Annotated in this window: 18 protein-coding genes; 13 read left to right on the forward strand and 5 right to left on the reverse strand. The window is 54.1% G+C overall.

From position 1 onward, the window contains the following. Positions 1-6: 6 nt before the first annotated feature. The 3 genes from cydA to CLR69_RS01800 all read right to left on the reverse strand — a co-directional run bounded on the left by cydA (position 7) and on the right by CLR69_RS01800 (position 4,396). Positions 7-1,584: a cytochrome ubiquinol oxidase subunit I gene (gene cydA / locus CLR69_RS01790; protein WP_129711805.1), complete on the reverse strand. Its 1,578-nt coding sequence runs from the start codon at positions 1,582-1,584 to the stop codon at positions 7-9. Positions 1,585-2,120: 536 nt separating this feature from the next. Continuing rightward, complete coding sequence (locus tag CLR69_RS01795) at positions 2,121-2,738, reverse strand: tail fiber assembly protein (protein WP_129711804.1); 618 nt, start codon at positions 2,736-2,738, stop codon at positions 2,121-2,123. Then, entirely contained in the window at positions 2,738-4,396 is a 1,659-nt protein-coding gene (locus CLR69_RS01800; protein ID WP_129711803.1) for a phage tail protein, read from the reverse strand. The genes CLR69_RS01795 and CLR69_RS01800 overlap by 1 nt, the downstream gene beginning before the upstream one ends. A gap of 301 nt (positions 4,397-4,697) precedes the next feature. Here CLR69_RS01800 and CLR69_RS01805 point away from each other — a divergent pair, with 301 nt between their 5' ends. The 8 genes from CLR69_RS01805 (at position 4,698) to CLR69_RS22815 (ending at position 17,609) form a co-directional block, all read left to right on the forward strand. Further along, positions 4,698-5,987 carry a nitrate regulatory protein gene (locus tag CLR69_RS01805; RefSeq protein ID WP_129711802.1) on the forward strand — a complete coding sequence of 430 codons (1,290 nt, stop codon included), beginning with the start codon at positions 4,698-4,700 and terminating at the stop codon, positions 5,985-5,987. A gap of 671 nt (positions 5,988-6,658) precedes the next feature. Next, the gene (locus tag CLR69_RS01815) at positions 6,659-7,918 is read left to right on the forward strand and encodes a CmpA/NrtA family ABC transporter substrate-binding protein (RefSeq protein ID WP_129711800.1); all 1,260 of its coding nucleotides are present in this window, start codon (positions 6,659-6,661) and stop codon (positions 7,916-7,918) included. Positions 7,919-7,930: 12 nt separating this feature from the next. Then, entirely contained in the window at positions 7,931-8,845 is a 915-nt protein-coding gene (gene ntrB, locus CLR69_RS01820) for a nitrate ABC transporter permease (protein WP_129712051.1), read from the forward strand. Positions 8,846-8,855: 10 nt separating this feature from the next. Beyond that, positions 8,856-9,650: an ABC transporter ATP-binding protein gene (locus tag CLR69_RS01825; protein WP_129711799.1), complete on the forward strand. Its 795-nt coding sequence runs from the start codon at positions 8,856-8,858 to the stop codon at positions 9,648-9,650. A gap of 19 nt (positions 9,651-9,669) precedes the next feature. After that, on the forward strand, positions 9,670-13,857 hold the full coding sequence (nirB, locus tag CLR69_RS01830) for a nitrite reductase large subunit NirB (RefSeq protein ID WP_129712050.1): 4,188 nt from the start codon (positions 9,670-9,672) through the stop codon (positions 13,855-13,857). Beyond that, complete coding sequence (locus CLR69_RS01835) at positions 13,854-16,553, forward strand: nitrate reductase (RefSeq protein WP_129711798.1); 2,700 nt, start codon at positions 13,854-13,856, stop codon at positions 16,551-16,553. Before nirB ends, CLR69_RS01835 begins: the two co-directional genes overlap by 4 nt. A gap of 25 nt (positions 16,554-16,578) precedes the next feature. Beyond that, positions 16,579-17,412: a uroporphyrinogen-III C-methyltransferase gene (cobA, locus tag CLR69_RS01840; RefSeq protein WP_129711797.1), complete on the forward strand. Its 834-nt coding sequence runs from the start codon at positions 16,579-16,581 to the stop codon at positions 17,410-17,412. A gap of 50 nt (positions 17,413-17,462) precedes the next feature. Continuing rightward, a complete protein-coding gene (locus tag CLR69_RS22815) occupies positions 17,463-17,609 on the forward strand; it encodes a hypothetical protein (RefSeq protein ID WP_165324993.1) in 147 nt (48 codons plus the stop codon). 125 nt (positions 17,610-17,734) lie between these two features. Here CLR69_RS22815 and CLR69_RS01845 read toward each other — a convergent pair whose 3' ends face one another. After that, the gene (locus tag CLR69_RS01845; protein WP_129705625.1) at positions 17,735-18,199 is read right to left on the reverse strand and encodes a YehS family protein; all 465 of its coding nucleotides are present in this window, start codon (positions 18,197-18,199) and stop codon (positions 17,735-17,737) included. An 84-nt stretch (positions 18,200-18,283) separates the two neighbouring features. Further along, positions 18,284-18,805, reverse strand: coding sequence for a 1,2-dihydroxy-3-keto-5-methylthiopentene dioxygenase (locus tag CLR69_RS01850; protein ID WP_129711796.1), 522 nt, complete (start codon positions 18,803-18,805; stop codon positions 18,284-18,286). 236 nt (positions 18,806-19,041) lie between these two features. Between CLR69_RS01850 and CLR69_RS01855 the strand changes: the two genes are divergently transcribed. From CLR69_RS01855 to CLR69_RS01875, 5 genes are read left to right on the forward strand one after another with little or no spacing between them, the layout of a single operon-like run. Continuing rightward, positions 19,042-20,025: a sugar ABC transporter substrate-binding protein gene (locus tag CLR69_RS01855; protein WP_129711795.1), complete on the forward strand. Its 984-nt coding sequence runs from the start codon at positions 19,042-19,044 to the stop codon at positions 20,023-20,025. A gap of 4 nt (positions 20,026-20,029) precedes the next feature. Continuing rightward, positions 20,030-21,577: a sugar ABC transporter ATP-binding protein gene (locus CLR69_RS01860; RefSeq protein ID WP_129711794.1), complete on the forward strand. Its 1,548-nt coding sequence runs from the start codon at positions 20,030-20,032 to the stop codon at positions 21,575-21,577. Continuing rightward, the gene (locus CLR69_RS01865) at positions 21,574-22,566 is read left to right on the forward strand and encodes an ABC transporter permease (protein ID WP_129711793.1); all 993 of its coding nucleotides are present in this window, start codon (positions 21,574-21,576) and stop codon (positions 22,564-22,566) included. The genes CLR69_RS01860 and CLR69_RS01865 overlap by 4 nt, the downstream gene beginning before the upstream one ends. After that, positions 22,563-23,561 carry an ABC transporter permease gene (locus CLR69_RS01870; RefSeq protein WP_129711792.1) on the forward strand — a complete coding sequence of 333 codons (999 nt, stop codon included), beginning with the start codon at positions 22,563-22,565 and terminating at the stop codon, positions 23,559-23,561. The genes CLR69_RS01865 and CLR69_RS01870 overlap by 4 nt, the downstream gene beginning before the upstream one ends. Positions 23,562-23,600: 39 nt before the next feature. Beyond that, positions 23,601-24,557, forward strand: a complete 957-nt coding sequence (locus tag CLR69_RS01875) for a carbohydrate kinase family protein (RefSeq protein ID WP_129711791.1) — start codon at positions 23,601-23,603, stop codon at positions 24,555-24,557. Positions 24,558-24,679 lie beyond the last annotated feature (122 nt).

The following is a 24,679-nucleotide window of genomic DNA, read 5'->3' on the forward strand; positions in this document are numbered from 1 at the left end:
CTCCCGTTAAGGTTTTGCAGGTGTGGCGAGTGGCGGTGTTGTTATCTGTTCAAAGTGGTAGCGGCCGGTTTTCAGGCTGCTTGGCCCCAATCGGGCAAATTTGAACATCAGGTACATTTCTGCAATCAGAAACAGCGTATACAGTCCGCAAATCAGCCCCATCGACAGCAGGATGTCGTGCGCTTCAAGAGAAGAATTAGCAACGGCAGTAGGCAGGACTTCGCCGACTGCCCACGGTTGGCGACCGTATTCGGCGACGAACCAACCGGATTCAATCGCGATCCAGGGCAGGGGAATACCGTACAGTGCTACGCGGTGCAGCCATTTACGCTGCCCCATGCGGCCGCGTATCACGCTCCAGAATGACAGAGCAAAAATAGCGAGCATCAGCACGCCACAGCCCACCATCAGGCGAAATGCGATATACAAAGGTGCGACGCGAGGAATGGAGTCTTTAGTTGCCTGCTGAATCTGGTTTTCACTGGCGTTGGCGACATCATCGGTATAACGCTTAAGCAGCATGCCGTAGCCAAGATCGCGCTTGGCAGCCTCAAATTGTGCGCGAACGGTGGGGTCGGTGTTGCCTGAGCGGAGTTCCTCCAACAGACCATAGGCCGTCATACCATTACGAATGCGTATCTCATGTTGCGCCATCAGGTCTTTAATACCGACGACGGGTTTGTCGACTGAACGGGTAGCAATTAACCCTAGCAGGTAAGGGATATGGACGGCGTAATCGTTCTGCATTGTTTCCTGATTAGGAATAGAGAACAGTGTGAAAGAGGCCGGGGCGGGTTGCGTTTCCCACTCGGCTTCGATCGCTGCCAGCTTGGTTTTCTGCACATCGCCCATCACATAGCCGGATTCATCGCCTAACACGATGACGGAAAGCACCGAGGCCAGACCGAAACTGGCTGCAATGGCGAATGAGCGCTTGGCAAACGCGATATCGCGGCCTCTCAATAGATAGTAAGAACTGATCCCCAGCACGAACATCGCGCCAGCGGTGTAGCCAGCTGCCACCGTGTGGACGAACTTCACCTGCGCGACCGGGTTCAGCACCAGATCGGCGAAGCTCAGCATTTCCATGCGCATGGTTTCGTAATTGAATTCGGCGGCAATCGGGTTTTGCATCCAGCCGTTGGCGACTAAAATCCACAAGGCGGAGAAGTTGGATCCTAGTGCGACAAACCAGGTCACCATCATATGTTGGACTTTAGTCAGGCGATCCCAGCCGAAAAAGAACAGACCGACCAGCGTGGATTCCAGAAAGAACGCCATCAGTCCTTCCATCGCGAGTGGCGCACCAAAAATGTCACCCACATAGTGAGAATAGTAAGACCAGTTGGTGCCGAACTGGAATTCCAGTGTCAGACCGGTTGCCACGCCCAGTGCAAAGTTGATGGCGAACAGCTTGCCCCAGAATTTGGTCATATCCTTGTAGATTTGCTTGCCGGTTAACACATACGTGGTGTTCATAATGGCCAGCAGGAAAGACAATCCCAGCGTCAGCGGGACGAAAAGAAAGTGGTACATGGCAGTCAGGGCAAATTGCAGCCGCGACAGCTCGACGACATCAAACATGTTACGCTCCTAGCTACAGGCAGGAAAATGCAGTTATTCCGATACTTGCCGGAATAAATAGTGATGAATAAATGCGAATAAATTATCGTCGACGGTATTTGCATCCGTCGGAAATTAACTTCACTGATTGAAGTGAGATAAGAATGAATAGTGAGTAAAACGTGCGGGGATTATACCGTGCAAAAACTGGAGGATAAATAGTACAGTTTGGTGATTTGGTGTTTTTATCTTTAACACTGTTATTTTGGGTTTATGTTTTTATTTTGTTTGTTTTTATGGTGTTTAATTTCATTTTAATAATTTTATTGGTTTTATATTCTTGCTTTTGATTGGTGTTAAAGTGAGTTGTTAATTTAATTAGTACAGATTTGAAATTGATAAATATAACAGTTTCATTTTTTATTTAATTTTACATTTGTTGATAAATAATAATGGGGAATGATCAGATCATCCTGTCTATTGAGACTGAAATGATGGGTGTGCCGTACGCTAAATACGGCACACCTTATTTTGTAATGAATGGCTGGTGTTACCGATTATACTGACGGGGCTTCTGGCCACACAACGGACGAGTCGGTGAGATCAAGGCGGCTCAGCGCGACCAGATAAATTTTCCATTGGGTTAACCGTTCTTGCTCTTCATCCGTGGCAATGGCTAAGTCCACCGCGTAGCTCAGCTCGGTAATTCGAGTGTTTGCCGTCGCGCGCCGTGCTGCCAGATCCTGCTGTAAGCTTTGAGCTGCCGCAAGCTGCTGAGCCTCTCGGTTTGTCACCCACGTCATTCCATCCCACTTATCAAACTCGGTTGCTGGGGCCAGAAACGTCATATTTTCAGGCAGAGCACCGAATTGCATCACCGTCTGTGGCTGGCGAGTTTCCGTGCTGTAAACCGTCTGGCCTCGGTAATCCGGCACCTGTTCCCACGATTTTCCATCAGCGGAACGGCGCAGAGCTTGTCCAACAGGCGGCAATTGTGGTTCGTCGGCATAGCTGTCGGCAGGAAGGCCAACACCCTGCATCACATATTCATAGCTGGCGCTCTGATATTCACGCGTTGTCGGGTTCACGTGATAAACCGTAATCCATCCCGTGTTGATGGCTAATCCGTGTTCGTTCAGTTCTGCGTTTTTAATTTGTGTTGAATAGTTGCTCATTATGCTGCTCTCACGATGTAGTTAAAGGTGATGTTGCGGGGACGGGTTTCATTCCCACCGAATGAATGCAATGGATTACCCGCCCCATTTGTCTCTGATACTGAACCATCTGGATTTGCTTCACTGTGAACAATAAATGGCGCGCTTCCATCAGTGGCGGGGAAACCAGCAGAGTCCTTCGTTCCACCTGCTTCATGTGACATGGTGATTGAATGTTTGTGGCTGCGTATCGCATCACCCTGCGCGGACAGCAGCGCACGTCCCGCATCAACCCCGCGCCCGTCATCCCAGCCGCGTACAAATTCGCCGCGTAGATCGGGTAACACGGCAGATGGATAGCGGGAGGCGAGAATCGGATACCGTGATTTATCAAATGCCTGACCGTTGCATTTCAGCCAGCCAGCGGGCGCGACAGCACCGGGAAACGGCAGCGGGATACCAGCCAGTTCATTGATAGACATTGCACCGATTGAGGTAGATGTTATCGCCGCACTAGTCGGTGTTTTTAAATATCCATTTGCATCAACTGTGTATTGATTTGACATCAATACGTTAAGCCAAGGGCTGTTCATTCCTGCTGCGCGGGTACGGTAATACATACGAGGCTGGGTGGGTGATGTTCCGTTTGACTGATTAAATGCTAATATTGACGACGCATTTATATCCCATGCAACATTAATGCCCCGCCATGCATACCCATCACTATCGGGCCAATTAATGTTGGCGTCTTTGTTTACTGAACTTCTGAAGAACTTAGACTGCCCGGACTGGATGATTTCGTTCGCATCATCCGCCATTATTCCTGAGCCACCCAACCCCCACGCACCGTTAACCATTACGGCGTTCGCTGTAGCATCAAATGGCGCGGTTTGCTTCACCAGTCCCAGATTTTCACGAAATTTCGTTTTGTCAGTGATATCCGCACCGTTCTGGTCTTTTGCCAGCTTCCCTGCCAATGCATTTAGCACCGTTGTACTGAAGTTTGGGTCATTCCCCAACGCATTCGCCAGCTCTTGCAGCGTATCCAGTGCCGCAGGGGAACCGTTCACCAATGCCGCCACCGCCGCTTTCACAAACGCCGTTGTTGCCAATTGCGTGTTGTTAGAACTGGAGGCTGCCGTTGGTGCTGTTGGCGTTCCCGTGAAGACAGGGCTGGCTTTCGGGGCGTACTGGGGATGGGCATCAGGAATGGAAGCATGAGCATTCAGCTTATTGGCAGCGTCAGTTTTCACGTCAGCAATCGCATTCAATATGGTTGTGCTGAAGTGCGGATCGTTGCCTAGCGCATTCGCTAACTCTTGCAGTGTATCAAGCGCCGCCGGAGAACCATTGATCAGTGCGGCGATGGCCGTTTTCACAAACGCCGTGGTGGCAATTTGCGTGTTGTTTGCCGTCTGCGCTGTGGTTGGCGCGGTGGGTGTTCCCGTTAGCGCTGGGCTATTTTTGGGGGCATATTGCGAATGCGGATCGCTGGCTACGAGATGTTTTTGCAAGCTTTCGCCAGTGGTTTCCTGCATTTTTTTCAGGTAAGCCGTACGGCTAGCTAACTGCTCTGCCTGACGGTTGGACACTCCACCGGGACCTGCGACAACCGGGTCCGATGTTTCAAGCTGATAAATTCCATCAACCCAGCTTTCTTGTTCAGATAAATTCGCCATGTTCATGCCTTCCTATGGTTGTGACGTCGCTACGATGCGGCTTTGACGGTGACTCGTTCTGTTTCCGCATGAGTGCCAGGTATCGTGCGATGGCTATAAAACCGTTTTAGTGACGATGAAGAGAGTACCGTTTGGGATGGCGGTAGGTTTAGTAACGGAGTTTAAAAATTAAGGTGAAAAGCGCACGGAAGCGGCCGTGACCTTGTGGACAAGAGGCTCTTGTTTTCAGCCAAATGTGAATGGGTGTAAATGGCGCATTAATTGCATCTTTCGGACAGTGGTTTTTTCAGGAGAGACAAAAATGGTGGCGGAGCCTTCAACGACAATTCGATTTTTACTTGCCTCGCGCCAGTGTGAGCTAAACAGCCTGCGCTACCTGCTGCAAAGTGGTGAGCTGGTGGGAAAAATCAGCCAGCTTGTGCATCTATTGCAGCGCGAACGGGGAACGGCGAATCTGTTCCTTTGTTCCGATGGCCGATTCTTCACCGATGAGCTGGCGCTACGTGAAAAAGACGTGCAGGCGGCGCAGACGAATTTGATGATGCATCTGGCCGGATTGGAAAAAATGACGGCAGAGCTGCCGCAGGCAAGCCGTTTATTCAGCCGCGTCGCCAGCGTGGTCTATGCGCTGAGCCTGCTGCCCGCGTTACGCCAGCAGATTTGCCAGCGTTTGCTGCCTCAGCCGCAGGCGATGACATTCTTTAACGACATTATTCGTAACCTGCTGGCGCTGGTTTTTGAGGTGTCCGATACGGCGGCCGATCCGGGGATCTCCCGCGCGTTAATTGCCATGTTTAGTTTTATGCAGGGGAAAGAGTTGGCAGGGCAGGAGCGTGCTGTCGGTGCGGCGGCCTATGCAGCAGGCTGCATTGATGAGGACACCCGGCAAAAACTGCTGGATTTGATCGAACGGCAGGAGCGTTGTTTCGATACCTTCCTGAATTTTAGCGATGAAGAAAGCCAGCAGCGCTGGTGTGCTATCTCGGTAGACAGCGAGTTTGAGCGTCTGCGCCGCATTGTCTGTACCCGCAGCCCGATAGAGAAACTATCGGAAGCCGATAGCCTGCACTGGTTTTCGATTGCCACACGGCGTATTGATGAAATGAAGCAGATGGAAGATGAGTTGGAGCAGACGCTGATGCAGCGTTGCCGTACCCGTATTGCGGCAGCGGAAAAGGCGTGCAGTGATCAGCGGGCGGATCTCGAAGAGCTGATGGCGCAGCAGGAAAATGACGATCCAGGCTATTCGATATTTATTGCTGGTCACGATGTGGAAGGGCAAAACGCACAGCCCGGCTGGTTACATAGCGATGGCGTTAGCCCACAGCTGGGGCGCTCGCTGCTATCGCTGGTGCAGCAACAGTCGCGGCGCTTGCAGGCGTTGGACCACGAATTGACTGCGCTGCGTGCCACATTGAATGAAAGAAAACAGATCGATCGTGCGAAAGGTCTGCTGATGCAGCACCGTGGATTAAGTGAAGAAGAGGCCTACAAAACCCTGCGCCGCATGGCGATGAGCCAGAATAAAAAGCTGATTGAAATCGCTACAGCGATGCTCGCGGTGGCAGATGTATTCGGGGATACCCCTTAAGAGGTATATGCACATGAACTGTGCGTGTTCTGCCAGTTAGCGGTGCAAAACATCGTCCTGCGAGGAGTAATGCGCGGAGTCAATAGCTGTGGGGGAGGTGGTTTCGTGCGCCAAGGATATTGACTCGTTCTCACTGTTGTTGTGCTGTGATGAGCGTAAATAACGCTGAAGAAAAAACAGGCTTAGGATGAGCGGCAGGGAAGCCGCGAAAGTCGTTGCCGCGCCGGGAGCGCGTCAACGATGGTCCGTTAAAAGACTGTTTTTTATGAAGGTATCGCGTAGCGACGTTATTTCTCGCGAAAAAGCCACGGGTCACGGGGCGGCGGCGACTGAGCGCCCCGTGTCGGGCGCGTGCTGCGACATAGCATAGAAATGGCGATATTCTAGCGCACGAAATTATCACTATAAATTACATGTGGTTATCTGGATTACCATTCACCGCTTGATTAAATAATCCCTCACGTGAATACGCAAAAGTGTGATAGCTGGCACAAACCTTGCTTTAACTCATTAGCAACAACCAAACATTCATAATACGTTTCGGGCCAACGGCGGTGCGGAAGGTGTTAATCGGACAACGGCGTCCATAAGCGTGCAGATTCTGCATGGGCTTGTGGACGCCGTTTTTGTTTTTACCGCCTGAAAAGGCATTTTGCGCAAGGGTGTCGTTGATGAGTGATTCCAAAACCAAGAGCATGACCGTCTCTCGCCGCCAGTTTCTGTTGGGGAGCGCTGCACTGGGAGGCAGCCTGATGCTGCCAGGATTGATGAATAGTGCCTGGGCTGCGGGTTCTGATGCACCGGAGAAAAAGGAAATCCGGGTTGGATTCATCCCGCTAACGGACTGCGCTTCGGTTGTAATGGCGGCAGTGAAAGGCTTCGATAAGAAGTACGGCATCACCATCGTTCCCAGCAAAGAAGCCAGTTGGGCTGCGGTACGTGACAAGCTGGTATCGGGTGAGCTGGATGCCGCACACATTCTGTATGGCCAGCTGTACGGCCTGCAAATGGGGCTGTCTGGGTCGCAGAGCAACATGGCGGCACTGATGACGATTAATCAGAACGGACAAGGGATCACGCTGGCGAACCAACTGCGTGAAGCCAACGTCACCGATCTCGCCGCACTGCAAAAATATGTTGCTGCCAGCCCGGCGGGTACCTACACCTTCGCCCAAACCTTCCCGACCGGTACACACGCGATGTGGCTTTACTACTGGCTGGCCTCCGCCGGGATTCACCCACTGAACGACGTGCGCACCGTAGTGGTGCCGCCACCGCAGATGGTGATGAACATGAAAATTGGCAATATGGTCGGCTACTGCGTTGGAGAGCCGTGGAACCAGCGCGCCATCAGCGAAAAAATCGGCTTTACCGCTGCTACCTCGCAAGACATTTGGCCGGATCACCCAGAAAAAGTACTGGGCACCCGTGCTGACTGGGTGAACGGTAACCCGAATAGCGCCCGTGCCTTGACTGCCGCAATCCTCGATGCCTCACGCTGGATTGATGCTTCAGACGACAACCGCCGTGAGACGGCTGGTGTGATCGCTGGACGGGCGTACATCAATGCCAAAGAAGAAACCATCGTCGGACGCATGCTAGGCCAGTACGAGAATGGGTTGGGGAAAAGCTGGAAAGACGAACACGCGATGCGTTTCTACCACGATGGTTCTGTGAACTACCCGTATCTGTCCGATGGAATGTGGTTCCTCACTCAGCATAAACGCTGGGGATTGCTCACCGAAGAACCGGACTATCTGGCTGTCGCGAAGCAGGTTAACCGCATTGATATCTACAAGCAGGCGGCTGATGCCGTAGGGAATGTGTCCTTGCCCGGTAGCGATATGCGCAGCAGCGTGCTCATTGATGGTCGCCGCTGGGATGGTAGCGATCCGGCGGGTTATGCCAACAGTTTTAGCGTGAAGAAATAAGTGAGGTTGATGATGAAAAACCAGGCCAAGGTCATTCCAATTACCGCGGATAACGCCCCGGAAACTGTACACAGTGCTGACATTATGCCGCTACCAACGAAACCCGCAACGCCTGAGAAAGCGCCGACGGCTCCCGCTTTCGCCTACCGCCCGTTGCTGCGTAAGTTATTTCAACAACTGTTCCCAGCCGTACTGGGGTTAGGGTTGCTGGTTGCCGTTTGGCAAATTGCCGCGCTCAACAGCGAAAACTTTCCAACACCGTGGACGACCTGGCTTGCGGCGCTCAGCCTCTTTGCCGATCCGTTTTACATCGCAGGGCCGAACGATCAAGGCATCGGTTGGAACGTATTGGCCTCGCTGCAACGCGTGGGTATTGGTTTCGGGCTGGCGGCGCTGGTTGGTATTCCCGCTGGCTTCCTGATTGGTCGTTTTACCTTTTTGGCCAACATGTTCAACCCGATTATTTCGCTGCTGCGCCCGGTCAGCCCACTCGCATGGTTGCCTATTGGCCTGCTGCTGTTTCAGCGTGCGGAACCGGCCTCCAGTTGGACGATTTTCATCTGTTCCATCTGGCCGATGATCCTCAATACCGCCGAAGGTGTACGTCATATCCCACAGGATTATCTGAACGTGGCGCGCGTCCTGAAGCTCTCGGAATTCACCATCATGCGCAAAATTCTGCTGCCTGCTGTGCTGCCTAATGTGTTGACCGGTGTACGTCTGTCGATTGGCGTTGCCTGGCTGGTGATTGTTGCCGCGGAGATGCTGACGGGGGGCGTAGGTATCGGCTTCTGGATTTGGAATGAATGGAACAACCTGAATGTGGAAAACATCATCATCGCTATTGTGGTGATTGGTGTTATCGGTCTGCTGCTTGAGCAGGGACTGGTGTGGATTGCTAACCGTTTCAGCTATGACAATCGCTAAGGAGTCGACGATGCGTACAACACCGATTATTCAAGTACAAAAGGTGAGCCAGCGTTTCAATACCGCCAGCGGTGAATTTCTGGCGCTGGATCAGGTGAGTTTTGATATTCACACCGGAGAAACGATCAGCCTGATCGGCCATTCCGGCTGCGGAAAATCCACGCTATTGAACCTGATTGCCGGTCTAACGCTGCCGAGCAGCGGCGGCCTGCTGTGTGACAACCGTGAAATTGATGGACCGGGACCGGAGCGCGGAGTGGTCTTTCAGAACCATTCGCTGCTGCCGTGGTTGACCACCTATGAAAACGTCGCGCTGGCGGTACGCCAGGTGTTTCGTGGGCAGATGAATAAACACGAGATGCATGAATGGATTGTTCACAATCTGGAACTGGTGCACATGGGGCATGCGCTGAACAAGCGGCCGAATGAAATCTCCGGCGGGATGAAGCAGCGTGTGGGGATTGCCCGTGCGCTGGCAATGAAGCCGAAGGTGCTACTGATGGATGAACCGTTTGGTGCGCTGGATGCACTGACCCGTGCGCATCTTCAGGATGCGGTGATGGAGATTCAACAGCGTTTGCAAACCACGATTGTGTTGATTACGCACGACGTAGATGAAGCGGTACTGCTGTCGGATCGCGTACTGATGATGACCAACGGCCCGGCGGCGACGGTCGGTGAAATCATGACGGTTGATCTGGAGCGCCCGCGTTCACGCGTTGTGCTGGCTGACGATCCGCGTTACCACCATTACCGTCAGCAGGTGCTGCATTTCTTATATGAAAAACAGCCTAAAGCAGCCTGACAGCGAGACCGGAACGATGATGAAACCGCATCTGATCGTGATTGGCAACGGAATGGCGAGCGCACGATTCGTCGATGCGCTGCGGCAACTGGCCGCGACGCGCTATCGAATCACCGTGATTGGTGATGAACCGCGCGCCAGCTATAACCGCATCCTGCTGTCGCCGGTGTTGAGTGGTGAAAAAGCGTTTGCGGATACCTTGCTGACGCCTGCGGCTATCGATGACGATGCGGCACTATCGGTGAATTATCTGCTGGGGGAACGGGCTACCCACATTGATCGCCAAGAGCGTGTAGTGACAACGACCCAACGGCAACTGCATTACGACCATCTGGTGCTGGCAACGGGCTCAACGCCGTTTATGCCGCCGATGCCGGGTATCGATCTGGCTGGCGTATGCGGGTTCCGTACGCTGGACGATGTTGAACTGATGTTGGCGACGATTGGCCAGTCCGTCCCGGCGGTAGTGGTTGGCGGGGGGCTGCTCGGTATTGAAGCCGCGGCGGCGCTGAGACTACGTGGTGCAGACGTCACGTTGTTGCATCGCGTTCCGACGCTCATGGAGCGTCAACTGGATGCTACGGCGAGCGACCTGCTGTGTGACAGCCTGCGCGCGCGCGGCATTGCCTGTGAGACGGATGTACAGGTTGCTGCACTGCATGGTGGCGCACAAGGCGTAACGGCGGTCGCACTGGCGGATGGCCGTACGATTCCGGCTGGGCTGGTGGTGGTGACCGCTGGCGTGATTCCTGCCAGCCAACTGGCTCGCGAGAGCGGCTTACCTTGCAACCGCGGCGTACTGGTGGACGGACAGTTGCAAACCGCCGATCCGCATATCAGCGCGATCGGTGAATGCTGCGAACTCAATGGCGAAACTTTCGGGTTGGTTGCTCCGTGTTTTGCGCATGCCACGCTGGTGGCGCAGCGCCTTGCCGGACATGCACCGGCGGACTATCAGCGTGAACAGGCGGCGACGCGGCTGAAAGTCACAGGCATTGGCGTAGTCAGCGGCGGCGATATTAACGTTGCACCTGATGATGAGGTGTACACCCTTTTTGATCCGCAGACGCAGCACTATCGTCGTCTGCTACTGCGCGATGGTCGGCTGAGCGGAGTCCTGCTGTATGGCGACACTGACGATAGTCAGCGCCTGCTGGCTGCGATGGAGCGCACTGCTGAAGGCGAGATGCTGCCGCCTGCCTCGCTGCTTTTTGGCCTTTCTTCCCCTGATTCTGACTCACAGCCTGAAGCTGTAAGGATTCCTGTCATGAGCAAACCTATTTTGGTGGTCGTCGGCCACGGTATGGTCGGCCACTATTTTCTTGAACAACTGGTTGAGCGTGGCCTGCACCAGCATTATCACATCGTGGTATTTGGCGAAGAACGCCATGAGGCCTATGACCGTGTTCATCTCTCTGAGTATTTCTCAGGGCGCAGCGCCGCCTCGCTGTCACTGGTAAAAGACGGTTTTTTTGCCGAGAGCGGTATTGAACTGCGCAGCGCTAGCGAAATCGTAGCGATCGATCGTGAACGTCAGTGCGTGTGTGACGCGCAGGGCCGAGAAATCGCCTACGACAAACTGGTGCTGGCGACGGGGTCGTATGCGTTTGTTCCGCCGATTCCTGGCAATACGCGCCCCGGTTGTCTGGTTTATCGCACGCTGGACGATCTGGACGCGATTGCGGCACAGGCGAAAAAAGCCAAATCCGGCGTGGTGATTGGCGGCGGTTTACTGGGGCTGGAAGCCGCCAACGCCCTGCGTCAACTGGGGCTGGACACCCATGTAGTGGAGTTTGCGCCGCGTCTGATGGCTGTTCAACTGGATGATGGCGGTGCAGCCATGCTGCGTCGCAAAATTGAAGCGCTCGGCGTACAGATTCATGTCAGCAAAGAAACGCGCGAAATTACCGACGGCGAGCAGGCGTTGCATCGTCTCTGCTTTGCCGACGGCAGCGTACTGGAAACCGACTTAGTGCTATTTTCTGCCGGGATTCGTCCACGCGACAAACTGGCGGATAGCTGTAATTTAGAGAAAGGACCGCGCGGCGGCATTGTGATTGATGACCGCTGCCAGACCTCAGACAACGCGATTTTCGCTATCGGCGAGTGTGCGCTGTGGAACGGCCAGATTTTCGGTCTGGTTGCTCCGGGTTACCAGATGGCACGCAGCGTGGCGGATACGCTGGCGCAGCGTGATACGCCGTTTACCGGCGCAGATATGAGTACCAAGCTCAAACTGCTGGGCGTGGAAGTCGCATCGATTGGCGATGCTCACGGACGCACGGCGGGAAGTCAAAGTTACCAGTGGACGGATGGCCCGAACGAGGTCTACAAGAAAATCGTTGTTTCTGAAGACGGCAAGCATTTGCTGGGGGCGGTATTGATTGGTGACAGCAGCGATTACAGTACGCTGTTACAAATGATGCTTAACGATATGCCGTTGCCTAAACAGCCGGAAGGACTGATTTTACCTGCACGCTCCGGTGATGCACCGAAAGGGTTGGGTGTGGCGGCCTTACCCGCCAGCGCACAGATCTGTTCCTGTCATAACGTCAGCAAAGGCGACATCTCAGCCGCGGTAGCGGGCGGCTGTGGTGAGCTGGGCGCACTGAAAACCTGTACCAAGGCGGGGACGGGCTGCGGCGGCTGTGTACCCTTGCTTAAACAGGTGATGGAGTACGAACTGACGCAACTGGGTGTCGAAGTGAAGAAGGACATTTGCGAGCACTTTGCCTATTCGCGTCAGGAACTGTATCACCTGATCCGCGTGCATGAGATCCGCTCGTTCGACAGCCTTCTTGAACGATACGGCCACGGTTTAGGCTGTGAAGTGTGTAAGCCGCTGGTGGGTTCTATGCTGGCGTCTTGCTGGAATGACTATTTGCTGCAACCTCAGCATCTACCGTTGCAGGATACCAACGATCGTTTCTTTGCCAACATTCAGAAAGATGGCACCTATTCCGTGGTGCCGCGCGTTCCGGCAGGAGAAATTACGCCCGAAGGACTGATCGCCATCGGTCAGGTCGCGCAGCGCTATAACCTGTATACCAAGATCACCGGCGGCCAGCGAGTGGATCTATTCGGTGCGCGCTTGGAACAACTTCCGGAAATCTGGCGTGAGCTGATCGACGCCGGATTTGAAACAGGTCATGCCTACGGCAAATCCCTGCGTACCGTGAAATCCTGCGTGGGATCGACCTGGTGTCGCTACGGCGTGCAGGATTCCACCGGGTTGGCGATCCAACTGGAACACCGCTATAAAGGGCTGCGCTCGCCGCATAAAGTCAAAATGGCGGTTTCCGGCTGTACCCGCGAATGTGCGGAGGCACAAAGCAAAGATATCGGTGTGATTGCCACAGACAAAGGCTGGAACCTCTACGTGTGTGGCAACGGTGGTATGAAACCGCGCCATGCGGATCTCTTCGCCAGCGATCTGGATACCGAAACCCTGCTACGCACCATCGATCGAATCTTGATGTTCTATATCCGCACTGGCGATCGTCTCCAGCGTACCAGCACCTGGATGGACAATCTGGAGGGCGGTATCGACTATTTGCGTCAGGTGATTCTGGAAGACAGTCTGAATATCGGCGAAGAATTGGATAAAGAGATGCAGCACGTGGTGGAAGCCTACCAGTGCGAATGGCACACCACGCTCGAAAGCCCAGAGCGTCTGGCGCTGTTCCGCGGTTTCCTGAACAGCGATAGCCCGGATGAGGCGGTAGTGATGGTGCCGGAGCGTGGACAGATTCGGCCGGCGCAGGAACATGAAAAAATGATCTCGGTAGAACCAGTTGCCCTGAAGCCTGCCACGCATGAAGCGGAATGGGTACAGGTTGCGACGTTAGATGATATTCCGCGTCATGCCGGAATGGCTGCGCGCCTCGGGCAGCAGCAAATCGCGCTGTTCCACCTGCCGGGCAGCGAGCAGCAGGTGTACGCGCTAGAAAACCACGAACCGGGCAGCGGGGCGAATGTGCTATCGCGCGGGTTGATTGGTGATGTCGCGGGTGAACCGGTGGTGATTTCCCCTCTGTACAAAAAACGCTTCAAGCTGCGGGATGGTGTTAGCCCGGATGACAGTGCGCTGTACGTTCGCGCCTGGCCGGTGCGTGTGGAAGATGGCGAAATCTGGATATGCCGTCAACCATTGGCCGTGCCGGAAAGCATCGGACTGACAGGCAATGATATGGCGCAAGCATCATGAACGCGCACGTCTGTCGGACAACCTGCCCGTATTGTGGCGTCGGCTGTGGTGTGTTGGCAGAACACGACGGGCAAGGCGCGGTAAAGATCAGCGGTGATCCGGTACATCCGGCGAATTTGGGGCGGCTATGCGTAAAAGGTTCCGCGCTGGGAGAAACGTTGGATCTAAAAGGCCGCCTGCTGTGGCCGCTTGTGGAAGGGCGCCGCGTCAGTTGGGAGCAGGCGCTTGATACGGTGGCCGAACGGTTGCTGTCGACCATGCAGCAACACGGCCCGCAGTCAGTGGCATTTTATGGTTCAGGTCAGCTGTTGACGGAAGATTATTACGTCGCCAACAAACTGATGAAGGGCTTCATTGGTGCCGCCAATATGGATACCAACTCACGCCTGTGTATGGCGTCGGCGGTTATCGGCTACAAGCGCGGATTGGGGGCGGATGCCGTCCCCTGTAATTATGAAGATATCGAGCTGGCGGATGTGGTGGTGCTTGTAGGGTCTAATACCGCTTGGGCGCATCCGGTAGTGTATCAGCGACTGGTGCAGGCGAAACAGCAGCGGCCGCAGATGCAGGTGGTGGTGGTTGATCCGCGGCGCACTGCAACCTGCGATCTTGCCGATTTGCATTTACCGCTGCAACCCGGTAGCGATGCCGGGCTGTTTAACGGCCTGTTACATTGGATTGCGCAGGACTCATGCACCGATCTCACCGAATTGGCTGAACGCTTTTCCGGTGTGGAAGAGGCATTACTGTCAGCACAGGCATGGACAGTGGCGCAGGTAGCGGATTTCTGCCAGTTGGATGAAACCGATATTGCGTGTTTCTATCACCTGTTCAGCACAAACAAAAAGGTGGTCACGCTCTATTCGCAGGGGGTTAATCAGTCGTCTTCCGGCAGCGATAAGTGCAATGCGATCATCAATGCTCATCTGCTGAGCGGAAAAATCGGCGTACCGGGTGCAGGCCCTTTTTCGATAACCGGACAGCCAAATGCTATGGGCGGTCGGGAAGTCGGCGGTTTAGCCAATCAGCTTGCCAGCCATATGGGTTTTACACCGCAGGATATCGAGCGTGTGGGGCGCTTCTGGCAGAGCGATAATGTAGCGACACAGCCTGGCTTGAATGCGGTAGACCTGTTTCACGCCGTTGAACGTGGCGATATTAAAGCGGTGTGGATTATGGGCACCAATCCGGTGGTGTCGATGCCGGATGCCGATCGGGTGAAACAGGCATTGGAACGCTGCCCATTGGTGATCGTTTCTGAAGTGATGCGCCATACCGATACCGCAGAAACCGCCGATATCTTACTCCCCGCGCTGGGCTGGGGAGAAAAGGATGGCACGGTAACCAATTCCGAACGCCGATTGTCTCGTCAGCGTGCTTTTCTACCTGCACCGGGAGAGGCCAAAGCCGATTGGTGGATGCTGAGTCAGGTGGCGCAGCGTATGGGATTTGCTGAGGCGTTTGCCTATCAGAATCCCGCAGAGATTTTCCGTGAGCACGCGGCGCTGTCTGGGTTTGAGAATAACGGTAGCCGTGCGTTTGATATCAGCGGGCTGGCGACACTCAGTAATGAGCAGTGGCAGCAGTTGGAACCGATACAGTGGCCAGTTAATGCGGTATTTCCGCACGGGCGTGCCCGACTGGGTGACGATGGCCGATTCTGGCATGTCGATGGTAAAGCGCGTCTGGTAGCGGTTATCCCATCGTTGCCGCAAAGCCCGTGGAGCGCGGTGTATCCGATGGTGCTCAACACCGGACGCATTCGCGATCAGTGGCACACCATGACGCGTACCGGTAAAGCGGCCCGTTTGATGCGTCATATCAGTGAACCTTACTGCGAGCTATCTCCACAGGATGCACAGATGCAGGATATTCAGGCTGGCGATCTGGTGCGCCTGTCGTCAGTGCACGGTTGGATGCTAGCGCGGGCGCGACTGGATGCCGGACAGGCGCGCGGTAGTGTGTTTGTTCCGATGCACTGGAATCAACAGTTCAGCGCTCAGGCACGGGCCGACAGTTTAGTTGCCCCGATTACCGATCCTTATTCCGGCCAGCCGGAGAGCAAGCATAGTCGGGTGCGTATCCAGCCGTGGCATACCGCCTGGCAGGCCTCGCTATTTTTTGCCGACGAACCGATGTCATCACCACCTACTGAGCATGATGTTCTGCCGCCACCCGCGACCTATTGGAGCAAGATCCCTCATGAGGGTGTGACGCAGTATCTGTTTGCCGACCGCACGCCGGTAGATGACTGGCAAGCATGGCTGGTTGAACATTATGGGTTAGAAAACATGCAGTGTCAGATAGCACAGGGCAACGGCATATTTCACCTTATTGGCTGGCGCGATGGCCGCGTGGTCTTGGCCTGCTATGTCAGTGCGCAAGCGCTACGCATCGATAGCGATGCGGTACGTCAGGCGTTTGCCTCTCCACCACAGCAGCCGCACGAGCGCCATGCTCTGTTGGCGGGTCAGGCACCGCAAGGTCAGGTGAAGCAGGGGGCCACGATTTGCAGCTGTTATAGCGTCGGTGAGGACATCATTGTCGGTGCGATTCGTCAGGGGTGCCACAGCGTAGCGGCGTTAGGCGGCAGACTGAAATGCGGTACCAACTGTGGTTCCTGTATCCCCGAACTGAAGGCGTTATTGAGTCAGCATGTTCCAATAACGGTTAATGAACTGAAAAAAGCAGGTTGAGCGCCACGGCGTAATGAGGTGTGACATGATGACAACACAATCAATATTGGCACAGGGCCAGCGGCGTCAGCCCGTACTCGGTGGTGAAATCTGGCTGGTGGGCGCTGGGCCGGGCGATGCGGAACTGCTGACGCTAAAGGCGTTGCGGGCAATCCAGCAGGCGGATGTGGTGGTTTACGATCGACTGGTGTCGGCGGAGATTATGGATCTGGTGCCAGAACAGGCGCTGTGTATCGACGTGGGTAAAACGCGTGGCTGTCATCGATTGTCACAGGAAAAAATCAATCAGCTGTTGGTTGAGCTGGCGCAGGCTGGGCAGCGGGTGGTTCGTCTCAAGGGCGGCGACCCGTTTATTTTCGGGCGCGGCGGTGAAGAGATGGATTACGCTCAGCAGGAAGGGATCGTCTGCCATGTGGTGCCGGGTATTACCGCCGCGACTGGCTGTGCGGCGGCAGTCGGGTTACCACTGACTCACCGTGCTTGTGCGCAGTCGGTGCGTTTCGTCACTGGTCATTCGCGCGACGGCGAGCCGCAACTGGACTGGCCGACGCTGGCAGACAGCCAGCAAACACTGGTGTTTTATATGGGGCTAAGCCACAGTAGTCGGCTGTGCCAGCGCTTGATCGAACATGGGTTGTCAGCCCAGACACCTGTAGCGATTATCGAACGCGGCACGCAACCCGATCAGCGATTACTGACCGCTACGCTGGGAACCTTACCGACACTGTTGGCGCGTTATCAGCCACAATCACCCAGCCTGCTGGTGGTCGGTGATGTCGTCCGTTTCTGTCGCCATCCTACGCTGAGTATTGAAGCGCCTCCCGCACGGCTGACGATGGAAAAGCATGAAGCCGCCTGACGGCAACGGATTCCTTACTACGGTTAGCGCCTCATGTTGAACGTGAAAAAATGGTATTCGATGAGGAAATCCAACGTAGTACTCAGCAGGGGATGAAAGATGACGCTAGAAAGATCGTCGGCAATGTATTGCCAACGGTGATGGATAAGGGCAGCGTGCAGCAGGTCACTCAGCTTGAAAATAGAGAGCTGGAATAACGGATAACGGCTGTCCTGCATGAAATTCAGCTTTGATAACGTACTAAAAATCGAGCGTTGCTGCTGCCTTTTACGGGAAAAAGCCAGAGAGACAACGCTCACGTTTTTTCGTCAATGGGGCCGTTTTAGCCTTTGCGTACTCGCGCAGTCAGGCCTTTCAGAAAGTAGCGAATCACCTGATCGCCGCAGGTGCGATAGTTTTTGTGATCAGGCGCGCGCATCATCGCGGTTACTTCCGGTAGTGAAATGCGAAAGTTTTGTGCCAGTAGGATCGCCTGAATATCATCTGTTTTTAGTGAAAACGCGACACGCAGTTTTTTCAGGATAATGTTATTCGTCATCTTGCGCTCAAACTGCGGTGCGGGCTGGTTTTCATCTTTGCCGCGTTTTTGCAGAATTAGCCCATTCAGAAAATAACTCATCACAATGTCCGGGCAAGGCTGATAGCCTTCCTCTCCCTCTTTTTTGACATAGCTCGCCAACTGCTGGGGAGGGACGGTCATCTCCACCAACGCCAGGATTTTCAGCAGGTGGTCATTATTGAAATTCAGCATATAGCGCACGCTGCGCAGGACATCGTTATTCATCATTACTGAAGGGGTCTCGCCGTTCGTCTTTGTACAAAACGCACAGTATAAAGGGAACGGCGGAGAAATGCAGAAACGATCGTGGAATTAGTGAAACGTCTCGCGTCCGGTAAAGTGTCCAACCCAACCTTCTGGATTGGTAAAGATGCGGATCGCGACAAAATCAGGAAATTCCCCACAGTCAAACCAGTGTGGAGTATTGGCAGGAACGCGCAAGAGATCGCCTGCTTCACAGGTAAGCTGAAAAACCTGCTCGCCAATCGGCACGAAGAACGCGCCGCTACCGCGTACGAAGAAGCGAACCTCATCTTCACTGTGCGTGTGCTCCTGAAGAAACTTCTTCCGCAGCGCCTTTCTCTCTGCGTGATCCGGCGTCAGGCTAATCACGTCGGCGGAAGTGTAACCTTCTTGCTGTTTGAGACGCTCAATATCGGCGCGATACTGCGTCAAAATGGTTTCATTGCTGGCGTCGAGCGGAGGCGCTTCGGCCTGCCAGTGTTCTAGTTGAATACCCGCGCTGGCAAGCAGAGACGCAATATCATTAAACGCGGTGAGCTGCTGGACGGGCTGTGTGATGTGCGGGCGGTGGTAAATCGACAGCGTTGTCATGTTTGTTTTTCCCTTAGGTATACAAGAACATTAACCATTAACTTTATAGGGATAAAAAACAAGATGCTTTTTTTATAACTTATTCCTTAAAATTCAATAAGTAAAAATCATCACATCTGTTTATCAATGCTATTTCTATTTAATCACTAGTTATTATCATTTTTGTTATTTCGATTTAACTTTTCCCATTGCTAATCTCTTTCTCTGCTAATAATTTTATAAAAATCGGGATGAAAATGATGAAGATTCGCTTTTCTCGTCTTGCTGTGTGTGTACTTGCTGCGGGGGTCATAACCTCTGCTCAGGCGGCAGATGAGGTTCTGTCATTGAAGGGAAAGACCATTGGTGTCGCCGTGGTAGGAACACAGCATTTTTGGGATCGTGAGGCTTACAAAGGGGCGACCGAAGAAATTGAGAAACTCGGTGGGCAGGTTGTGGGCGTGGATGGAGGACGTGATAATCAGGTTCATGCCAATAATCACGATATCCTGCTGGCGCGTAAGGTTGATGCGGTGATCAGTATTCTCGGCGACAGCGCGGTAGAACCGAAATTTAAAGCGCTGCGTGACGCGAAAATTCCGGTTTTCACGGTCGATCACGTCTCGTCTTATTCCGTCAATAACACGACGTCGGATAACTATGCGATCGGATCGACAATCGGGCGCTACACGGCGGATGCGCTGGGTGGAAAAGGCAATATCGCCGTTTTCAACGCGTTCTCCAATGCATTGCGAATCTGCGGCATCCGCTATGATTTGTGGAAATATGTCCTGCAAGATTATCCGGGGATCAAAATCATTCAGCCTGAGCTGGCTGAACAATATTCCAACTCGCCAGAAGACGCGCGTAAGAAAACCCTCGAGCTGCTGAGTCAGCATCCGAAAGGTACGCTGGATGCGATCCACGTTGCCTGCTGGGATCAGCCGGCAATCGGGGTGGTACAGGCACTGGAAGAAACCGGACGCGATAAGGATGTGAAAGTCACGGCGATTGATGCTGGCCCAGAAACGCTGGAGATTATGGCGGAAAAAGGCAGTCCGTTTGTTGCCAACGTCGCGCAGCAGCCGCGTCTGATTGGCACGACATCGGCGAAAAACGTCGCGCGCTATTTCGCGGGTGCCACACTGTTACCGCAGACGTTTGTACCAGTCTTGCCTGTCAAAGGGGAGGCTGAAGCCAAGGCGGTCTATAAACAGCTTGGCTATGGCGAACTGAAATAAGGCTATGGTGGGATATCACTTAGCCCCGCCGCCGGATGGCGGCGGTCTGGCAATGACGCACATCAGCAAGCAGTTTGCAGGTATTCCCGCGCTGGACAACGTATCGCTAACGGTTCGACCGGGAGAAATTCTCGGCCTGATCGGGGAAAACGGCGCGGGGAAATCGACCTTAATCAAGGTGCTGGCTGGCGTTTATGCCGCAGATGGCGGTGAGATCGCTATCGATGGGCAGCGGTTGAGCGCTGTGACGCCTGCGGTTATCCACGCGCACGGCATTCGTTTTATCCATCAGGAACTGCATCTGATTCCCCATTTTACCGTGGCGGAGTCGGTGTTTCTCGGTCAGGAACGAGTGAACCGCTGGCGAGGCGTCGATCGTCGGGCGATGCGGCGTGAAACGGAACAGTTTTTTCAGCACACGTTCAATTTATCGATAGATGCCAATCGACTCATCAGGGAGTTAAGTCTGGCAGAACGCAAACTGGTGCAGGTCGCACGAGCGCTAATTGACGGCAAGGCGCGGCTAGTGGTGTTTGATGAACCGACGGCACCGCTGGAAGCGCGGGAAGCCACGCAGCTACTGCATACGCTTCAGGCGCTGAAACAGCGCGGTATTGCGATTATTTATGTCTCTCACTATCTCAATGAAATTGCGGATATTTGCGACCGCGTCACTGTTTTACGCAATGGTAAGAGCGTGACGACGTTGGATTTTCCCGAGACGAAAGATATCGACACGATGATTCGTTTGATGGTTGGGCGAGAGATCGCCAGCCTGTTTCCCTGCGGGGAAAAGAGAGCGTTCACAGAGGCTCCGTTGTTGCAGGTTGAACAGCTCACGGATCGGCAGCATTTCCAACCGATCCGTTTTCAGGTCGCCGCGGGAGAAATTGTTGGTATTGCGGGATTGTTAGGGTCGGGACGTGAGGCGCTGATTGATGCGCTCTATGGCATCACGCCCGCCTGTGAAGGATATATTACGATCGATGGTCAGACGCTGCGCCCGCGTTCTCCAGTACACGCCATCGCGCAGCGTATGGCGCTGGTGCCGCGCGATCGTCGTCACGATGGGCTGATTTTACCGTTATCCGTGGCGGACAATATCAATCTGGCTTCCTTGCCCGCTGTCGCCTGGCGCGGTTGGCTGCGGCGTAAGCAAGCTGTAGCACAGGCGAATCATCTGGCACAGACGCTGGATATCCGGCCGCGCGATGTCAGCGTGCCCGTGCGCAATTTAAGCGGCGGTAACCAGCAGAAAGTGATACTGGCGCGCTGGCTAAAGACCGATACTCGGCTGTTTATTCTTGATGAGCCGACGCTGGGTGTCGATATTGGTGCGAAGGCGGAAATTTATCAGCTTACCCGACAGCTAGCCGCCGAGGGGCGTGCCGTTATTGTCTCTTCCAGCGATGACGGTGAACTTTTGGGGCTGTGCGATCGCATTCTGGTGATGTGGCGCGGCGAACTTATCGCCGATGTGCCAACCGAACACCTCTCGCTAGATACTTTGCTGACGTTGACTATCAGCGGTCGAACGCAGGAGGCGGTATGACTCGTGCCTTACAATCCCTCCGAGCAACGCCGCGTTTAGCCGGGTTTCTCAATCATATCCCTTTACTGCTGTTTGCGGCGCTGCTGCTGTTCCTCTGCCTGAGCGCACCTTATTTTCTCAGTTGGCAAAATATCACCATTATTTTGCGGCAAAGTGCACCGCTGGCGATTCTGTGTTTCGGATTAGTTTGCGTCATTACGGGTGGCGGTGACGATGTTGTCTCCGGCGGTATCGATCTCTCGCTACCGGCAATTGCCGTACTCGCGGTGGCGATAATCAGCGACGGGTTGACGAATGCGAGTATTAGCTATCTGTGGTTGATTTTACTGGTAGCAGGTGCGGCACTATTGGCTGGCGTAGTGAATGCGTTGCTGGTGGTGACGATTCGGCTACCGCCGCTTTTGGCGACATTAGCTTGTTCTGTGGCCGTTATCGGACTCACCAATTTACTGACCCAGCAGCGGCGTATCGGCGTCAGCGATTCGGTGATTGTGTCATTTCGCGATGGTAGCCTGCTTGGTCTCCCGCTGGCGGTCTGGTTTATGCTGCTGGTCTTCCTTGTGTTTCAGTTTATCGTTCACCATAGCCGATGGGGTCAGCATTTGCAGGCTGCTGGTGGAAACCGCGAGGCGGCGCAACTGTCAGGCATTTCCCACACGCCGTTGGTTATTGGTTCGTATCTGTTAGGTGCGCTGGCGGCGGCACTGGCCTCATTGACACTGGTGGCGCAAGGGTCTGGCAGTTCCCCCGGTACGGCGGAACCACTGTTGCTGGAGATGGTGTTGGCGACGTTCCTCGGTGCTGCGTTTTCTCGTCGTCGAGTGGTCACCATCTGGGGGGCACTGTTGGGAACGCTGCTGGTTAATGCCTTGTCGAACGGTCTGGCACTGTTACGGGTTGATATCTTCTGGGTCGGGGCGATTAAGGGAATACTGATTCTGGTGGTGCTGACCGCCGCCTCGTTACGCAGGCAAAGGCGTCGTATATGAAGAATTCTTCTTTGGCGGTACAGCCAGCGCTGCCGGGCAATAAGTCAGCGCTGTCATTCTTTATTCGCTATGGCTTTCTGGTCATTCTGCTGGCTTTTTTGGTGTTTTTTTCACTGCAAAACCCGATATTTTTGACGCTAGGTAATTGGGGAAACCTGCTCCAGGGCAGCGCGGTGTTGCTGATTGTGGCGTTGGCAATGACTTTGGTCGTGACGGCAGGCGGTATCGATCTATCAGTGGGGGTTGCTCTGGATTTTGGCGCGGCTTTCGCATTGGTGGCGCTCAAAGTCTATGGTCTGCCGTGGCAGGCAGCGGTGCTGGCCGCACTGGTTGGTGGGGCGCTGGTGGGGTTGTTTAATGCGATATTGATTATTCATTGTCGGATTAAGCCGTTTTTGGCGACGTTGGGAACGTGGTTTATTGGCAGCAGTATCGAACGTATTTATACCGAGGGGGGCGGGCCAATTGCCTATCGCCGGATGGCACCACAATATCACGAGCTTGCCGTGGGCGATCTGTGGGGCATTCCTGTGCCGATTATGATTGTGGCTGCGTTATGGCTTAGCTATTACCTATTTTTTGAACGGACAATTGCCGGTAAACGCATCCACGCCATGGGGTTGAATGCACCTGCGGCGCTGATTGCTGGCGTTAATGTGCGGCGAATGACGTTCTGGCTACTGATTGTCACGTCGGTGACGTGTGCCGTTGGTGGCGTGGTGTTATCTGCCAATCTGCGTCAGTTTACGCCGTTGGCTGGGCAGGCTTATCTGATGGACGCGATAGCTGCCGTCTTTATCGGCACCGCCTTCCATGCTCAGGGGCGGCCTAACGTGGTGGGAACGCTAATCGGCGTGTTGTTTCTCGGCATGATTGCCAACGGTTTGAATTTGATGGGGCTGAACTTCATCGTAAAAGATGCGTTGAGCGGCGTGATTTTAGTGCTGGCGCTGGCCCTCTCTTTCCTGCAAGGGCGACTGCGCCAGCGGCAATAACTGCCGGATACCATAAAAATAGAATGTGAAGGAGTGAGCGTGAGTCAGTTTGATGCGATTTTTGTCGGATTAACCATTCTGGATATTGCCGGTCGACCCGTCACCGGCTTACCTGAAGGGGGCGGTGTACAATTTATTGACGAGATCCGTCTTAATCCTGCTGGTACGGCTAGCGGGGCAGCGATGAATGCAGCTAAACTTGGCATCAGCACGGCGACGGTGGCCTGTCTCGGCGAGGATGAAAAGGCAGATTTTATTCTGGCGGCCTATCACAAACTAGGCATTGACTGTTCGCTGGTGCAGCGCACGACAGCGGTATCGACGTCAGCGACAATTTTGGCTATTCGCCCGGACGGTGAACGCCCAGCGCTGCATTATCGTGGTGCGTCAGATCACTTGTTCATTGACGAGCAAAATTTTGACGCCGTGTGCAACGCGCGTTTCTTACACCACGGCGGTACGGGTTTACTGGCGAAAATGGATCAGGGGCAGAGCGCACGTCTGCTTCGACACGCTAAAAAGAAGGGGCTGACGACCAGCTTCGATCTGATTGCGCCGAATGCGGAAACATTGTCACTGCTGACGCCACTGCTACCGGACGTCGACTACTTTATGCCCTCGTTGGAAGAGGCGGCGTTTATTTCCGGCCAGACGATACCGGCCGAGATCGCAGCTTTCTTTCTCGATCGTGGCGTCGGCACCTGTATTTTCAAAGCGGGAGCGGCAGGCTCTTACGTGTTTGGTCCGGGGGTCTCATTGCGTATTCCCGCCTATCGCGTGACGGTATCAGATACGACGGGCTGCGGTGACAGCTACTGTGGCGGCTTTATTGCTGGTCTGGCAAAAGGTTGGGAAGTGGAACAAGCCTGTCAGCTCGGCTCGGCCGTTTCAGGGTTGGTTGCCACAGGACTAGGTTCTGACGTGGGGGTGATTGACTGGGAACACACGCTGAAGTTTATGGCAGAAACCCCGACCTATTATACTCGTCATACTTAAAGCTGCATGTGCGCTGGCTGCGTTCGGTCACCCGAATCACTTACCTGAGTAAGCTCGTTGGGACTCCTTCTCTTGCCGCCTTCCTGCAACTCGAATTATTTAGAGTAAAGATCAGTGTTGCG

This window comes from Pectobacterium zantedeschiae (genome assembly GCF_004137795.1).
Lineage (GTDB): Bacteria > Pseudomonadota > Gammaproteobacteria > Enterobacterales > Enterobacteriaceae > Pectobacterium > Pectobacterium zantedeschiae.

Bases quoted from the DNA above. Each gene is read 5' to 3' on its own strand.
- cydA (WP_129711805.1), bottom strand. From the start codon at position 1,584: ATGTTTGATGTCGTCGAGCTGTCGCGGCTGCAATTTGCCCTGACTGCC.
- CLR69_RS01795 (WP_129711804.1), bottom strand. From the start codon at position 2,738: ATGAGCAACTATTCAACACAAATTAAAAACGCAGAACTGAACGAACAC.
- CLR69_RS01800 (WP_129711803.1), bottom strand. From the start codon at position 4,396: ATGGCGAATTTATCTGAACAAGAAAGCTGGGTTGATGGAATTTATCAG.
- CLR69_RS01805 (WP_129711802.1), top strand. From the start codon at position 4,698: ATGGTGGCGGAGCCTTCAACGACAATTCGATTTTTACTTGCCTCGCGC.
- CLR69_RS01815 (WP_129711800.1), top strand. From the start codon at position 6,659: ATGAGTGATTCCAAAACCAAGAGCATGACCGTCTCTCGCCGCCAGTTT.
- ntrB (WP_129712051.1), top strand. From the start codon at position 7,931: ATGAAAAACCAGGCCAAGGTCATTCCAATTACCGCGGATAACGCCCCG.
- CLR69_RS01825 (WP_129711799.1), top strand. From the start codon at position 8,856: ATGCGTACAACACCGATTATTCAAGTACAAAAGGTGAGCCAGCGTTTC.
- nirB (WP_129712050.1), top strand. From the start codon at position 9,670: ATGAAACCGCATCTGATCGTGATTGGCAACGGAATGGCGAGCGCACGA.
- CLR69_RS01835 (WP_129711798.1), top strand. From the start codon at position 13,854: ATGAACGCGCACGTCTGTCGGACAACCTGCCCGTATTGTGGCGTCGGC.
- cobA (WP_129711797.1), top strand. From the start codon at position 16,579: ATGATGACAACACAATCAATATTGGCACAGGGCCAGCGGCGTCAGCCC.
- CLR69_RS22815 (WP_165324993.1), top strand. From the start codon at position 17,463: ATGGTATTCGATGAGGAAATCCAACGTAGTACTCAGCAGGGGATGAAA.
- CLR69_RS01845 (WP_129705625.1), bottom strand. From the start codon at position 18,199: ATGATGAATAACGATGTCCTGCGCAGCGTGCGCTATATGCTGAATTTC.
- CLR69_RS01850 (WP_129711796.1), bottom strand. From the start codon at position 18,805: ATGACAACGCTGTCGATTTACCACCGCCCGCACATCACACAGCCCGTC.
- CLR69_RS01855 (WP_129711795.1), top strand. From the start codon at position 19,042: ATGATGAAGATTCGCTTTTCTCGTCTTGCTGTGTGTGTACTTGCTGCG.
- CLR69_RS01860 (WP_129711794.1), top strand. From the start codon at position 20,030: ATGGTGGGATATCACTTAGCCCCGCCGCCGGATGGCGGCGGTCTGGCA.
- CLR69_RS01865 (WP_129711793.1), top strand. From the start codon at position 21,574: ATGACTCGTGCCTTACAATCCCTCCGAGCAACGCCGCGTTTAGCCGGG.
- CLR69_RS01870 (WP_129711792.1), top strand. From the start codon at position 22,563: ATGAAGAATTCTTCTTTGGCGGTACAGCCAGCGCTGCCGGGCAATAAG.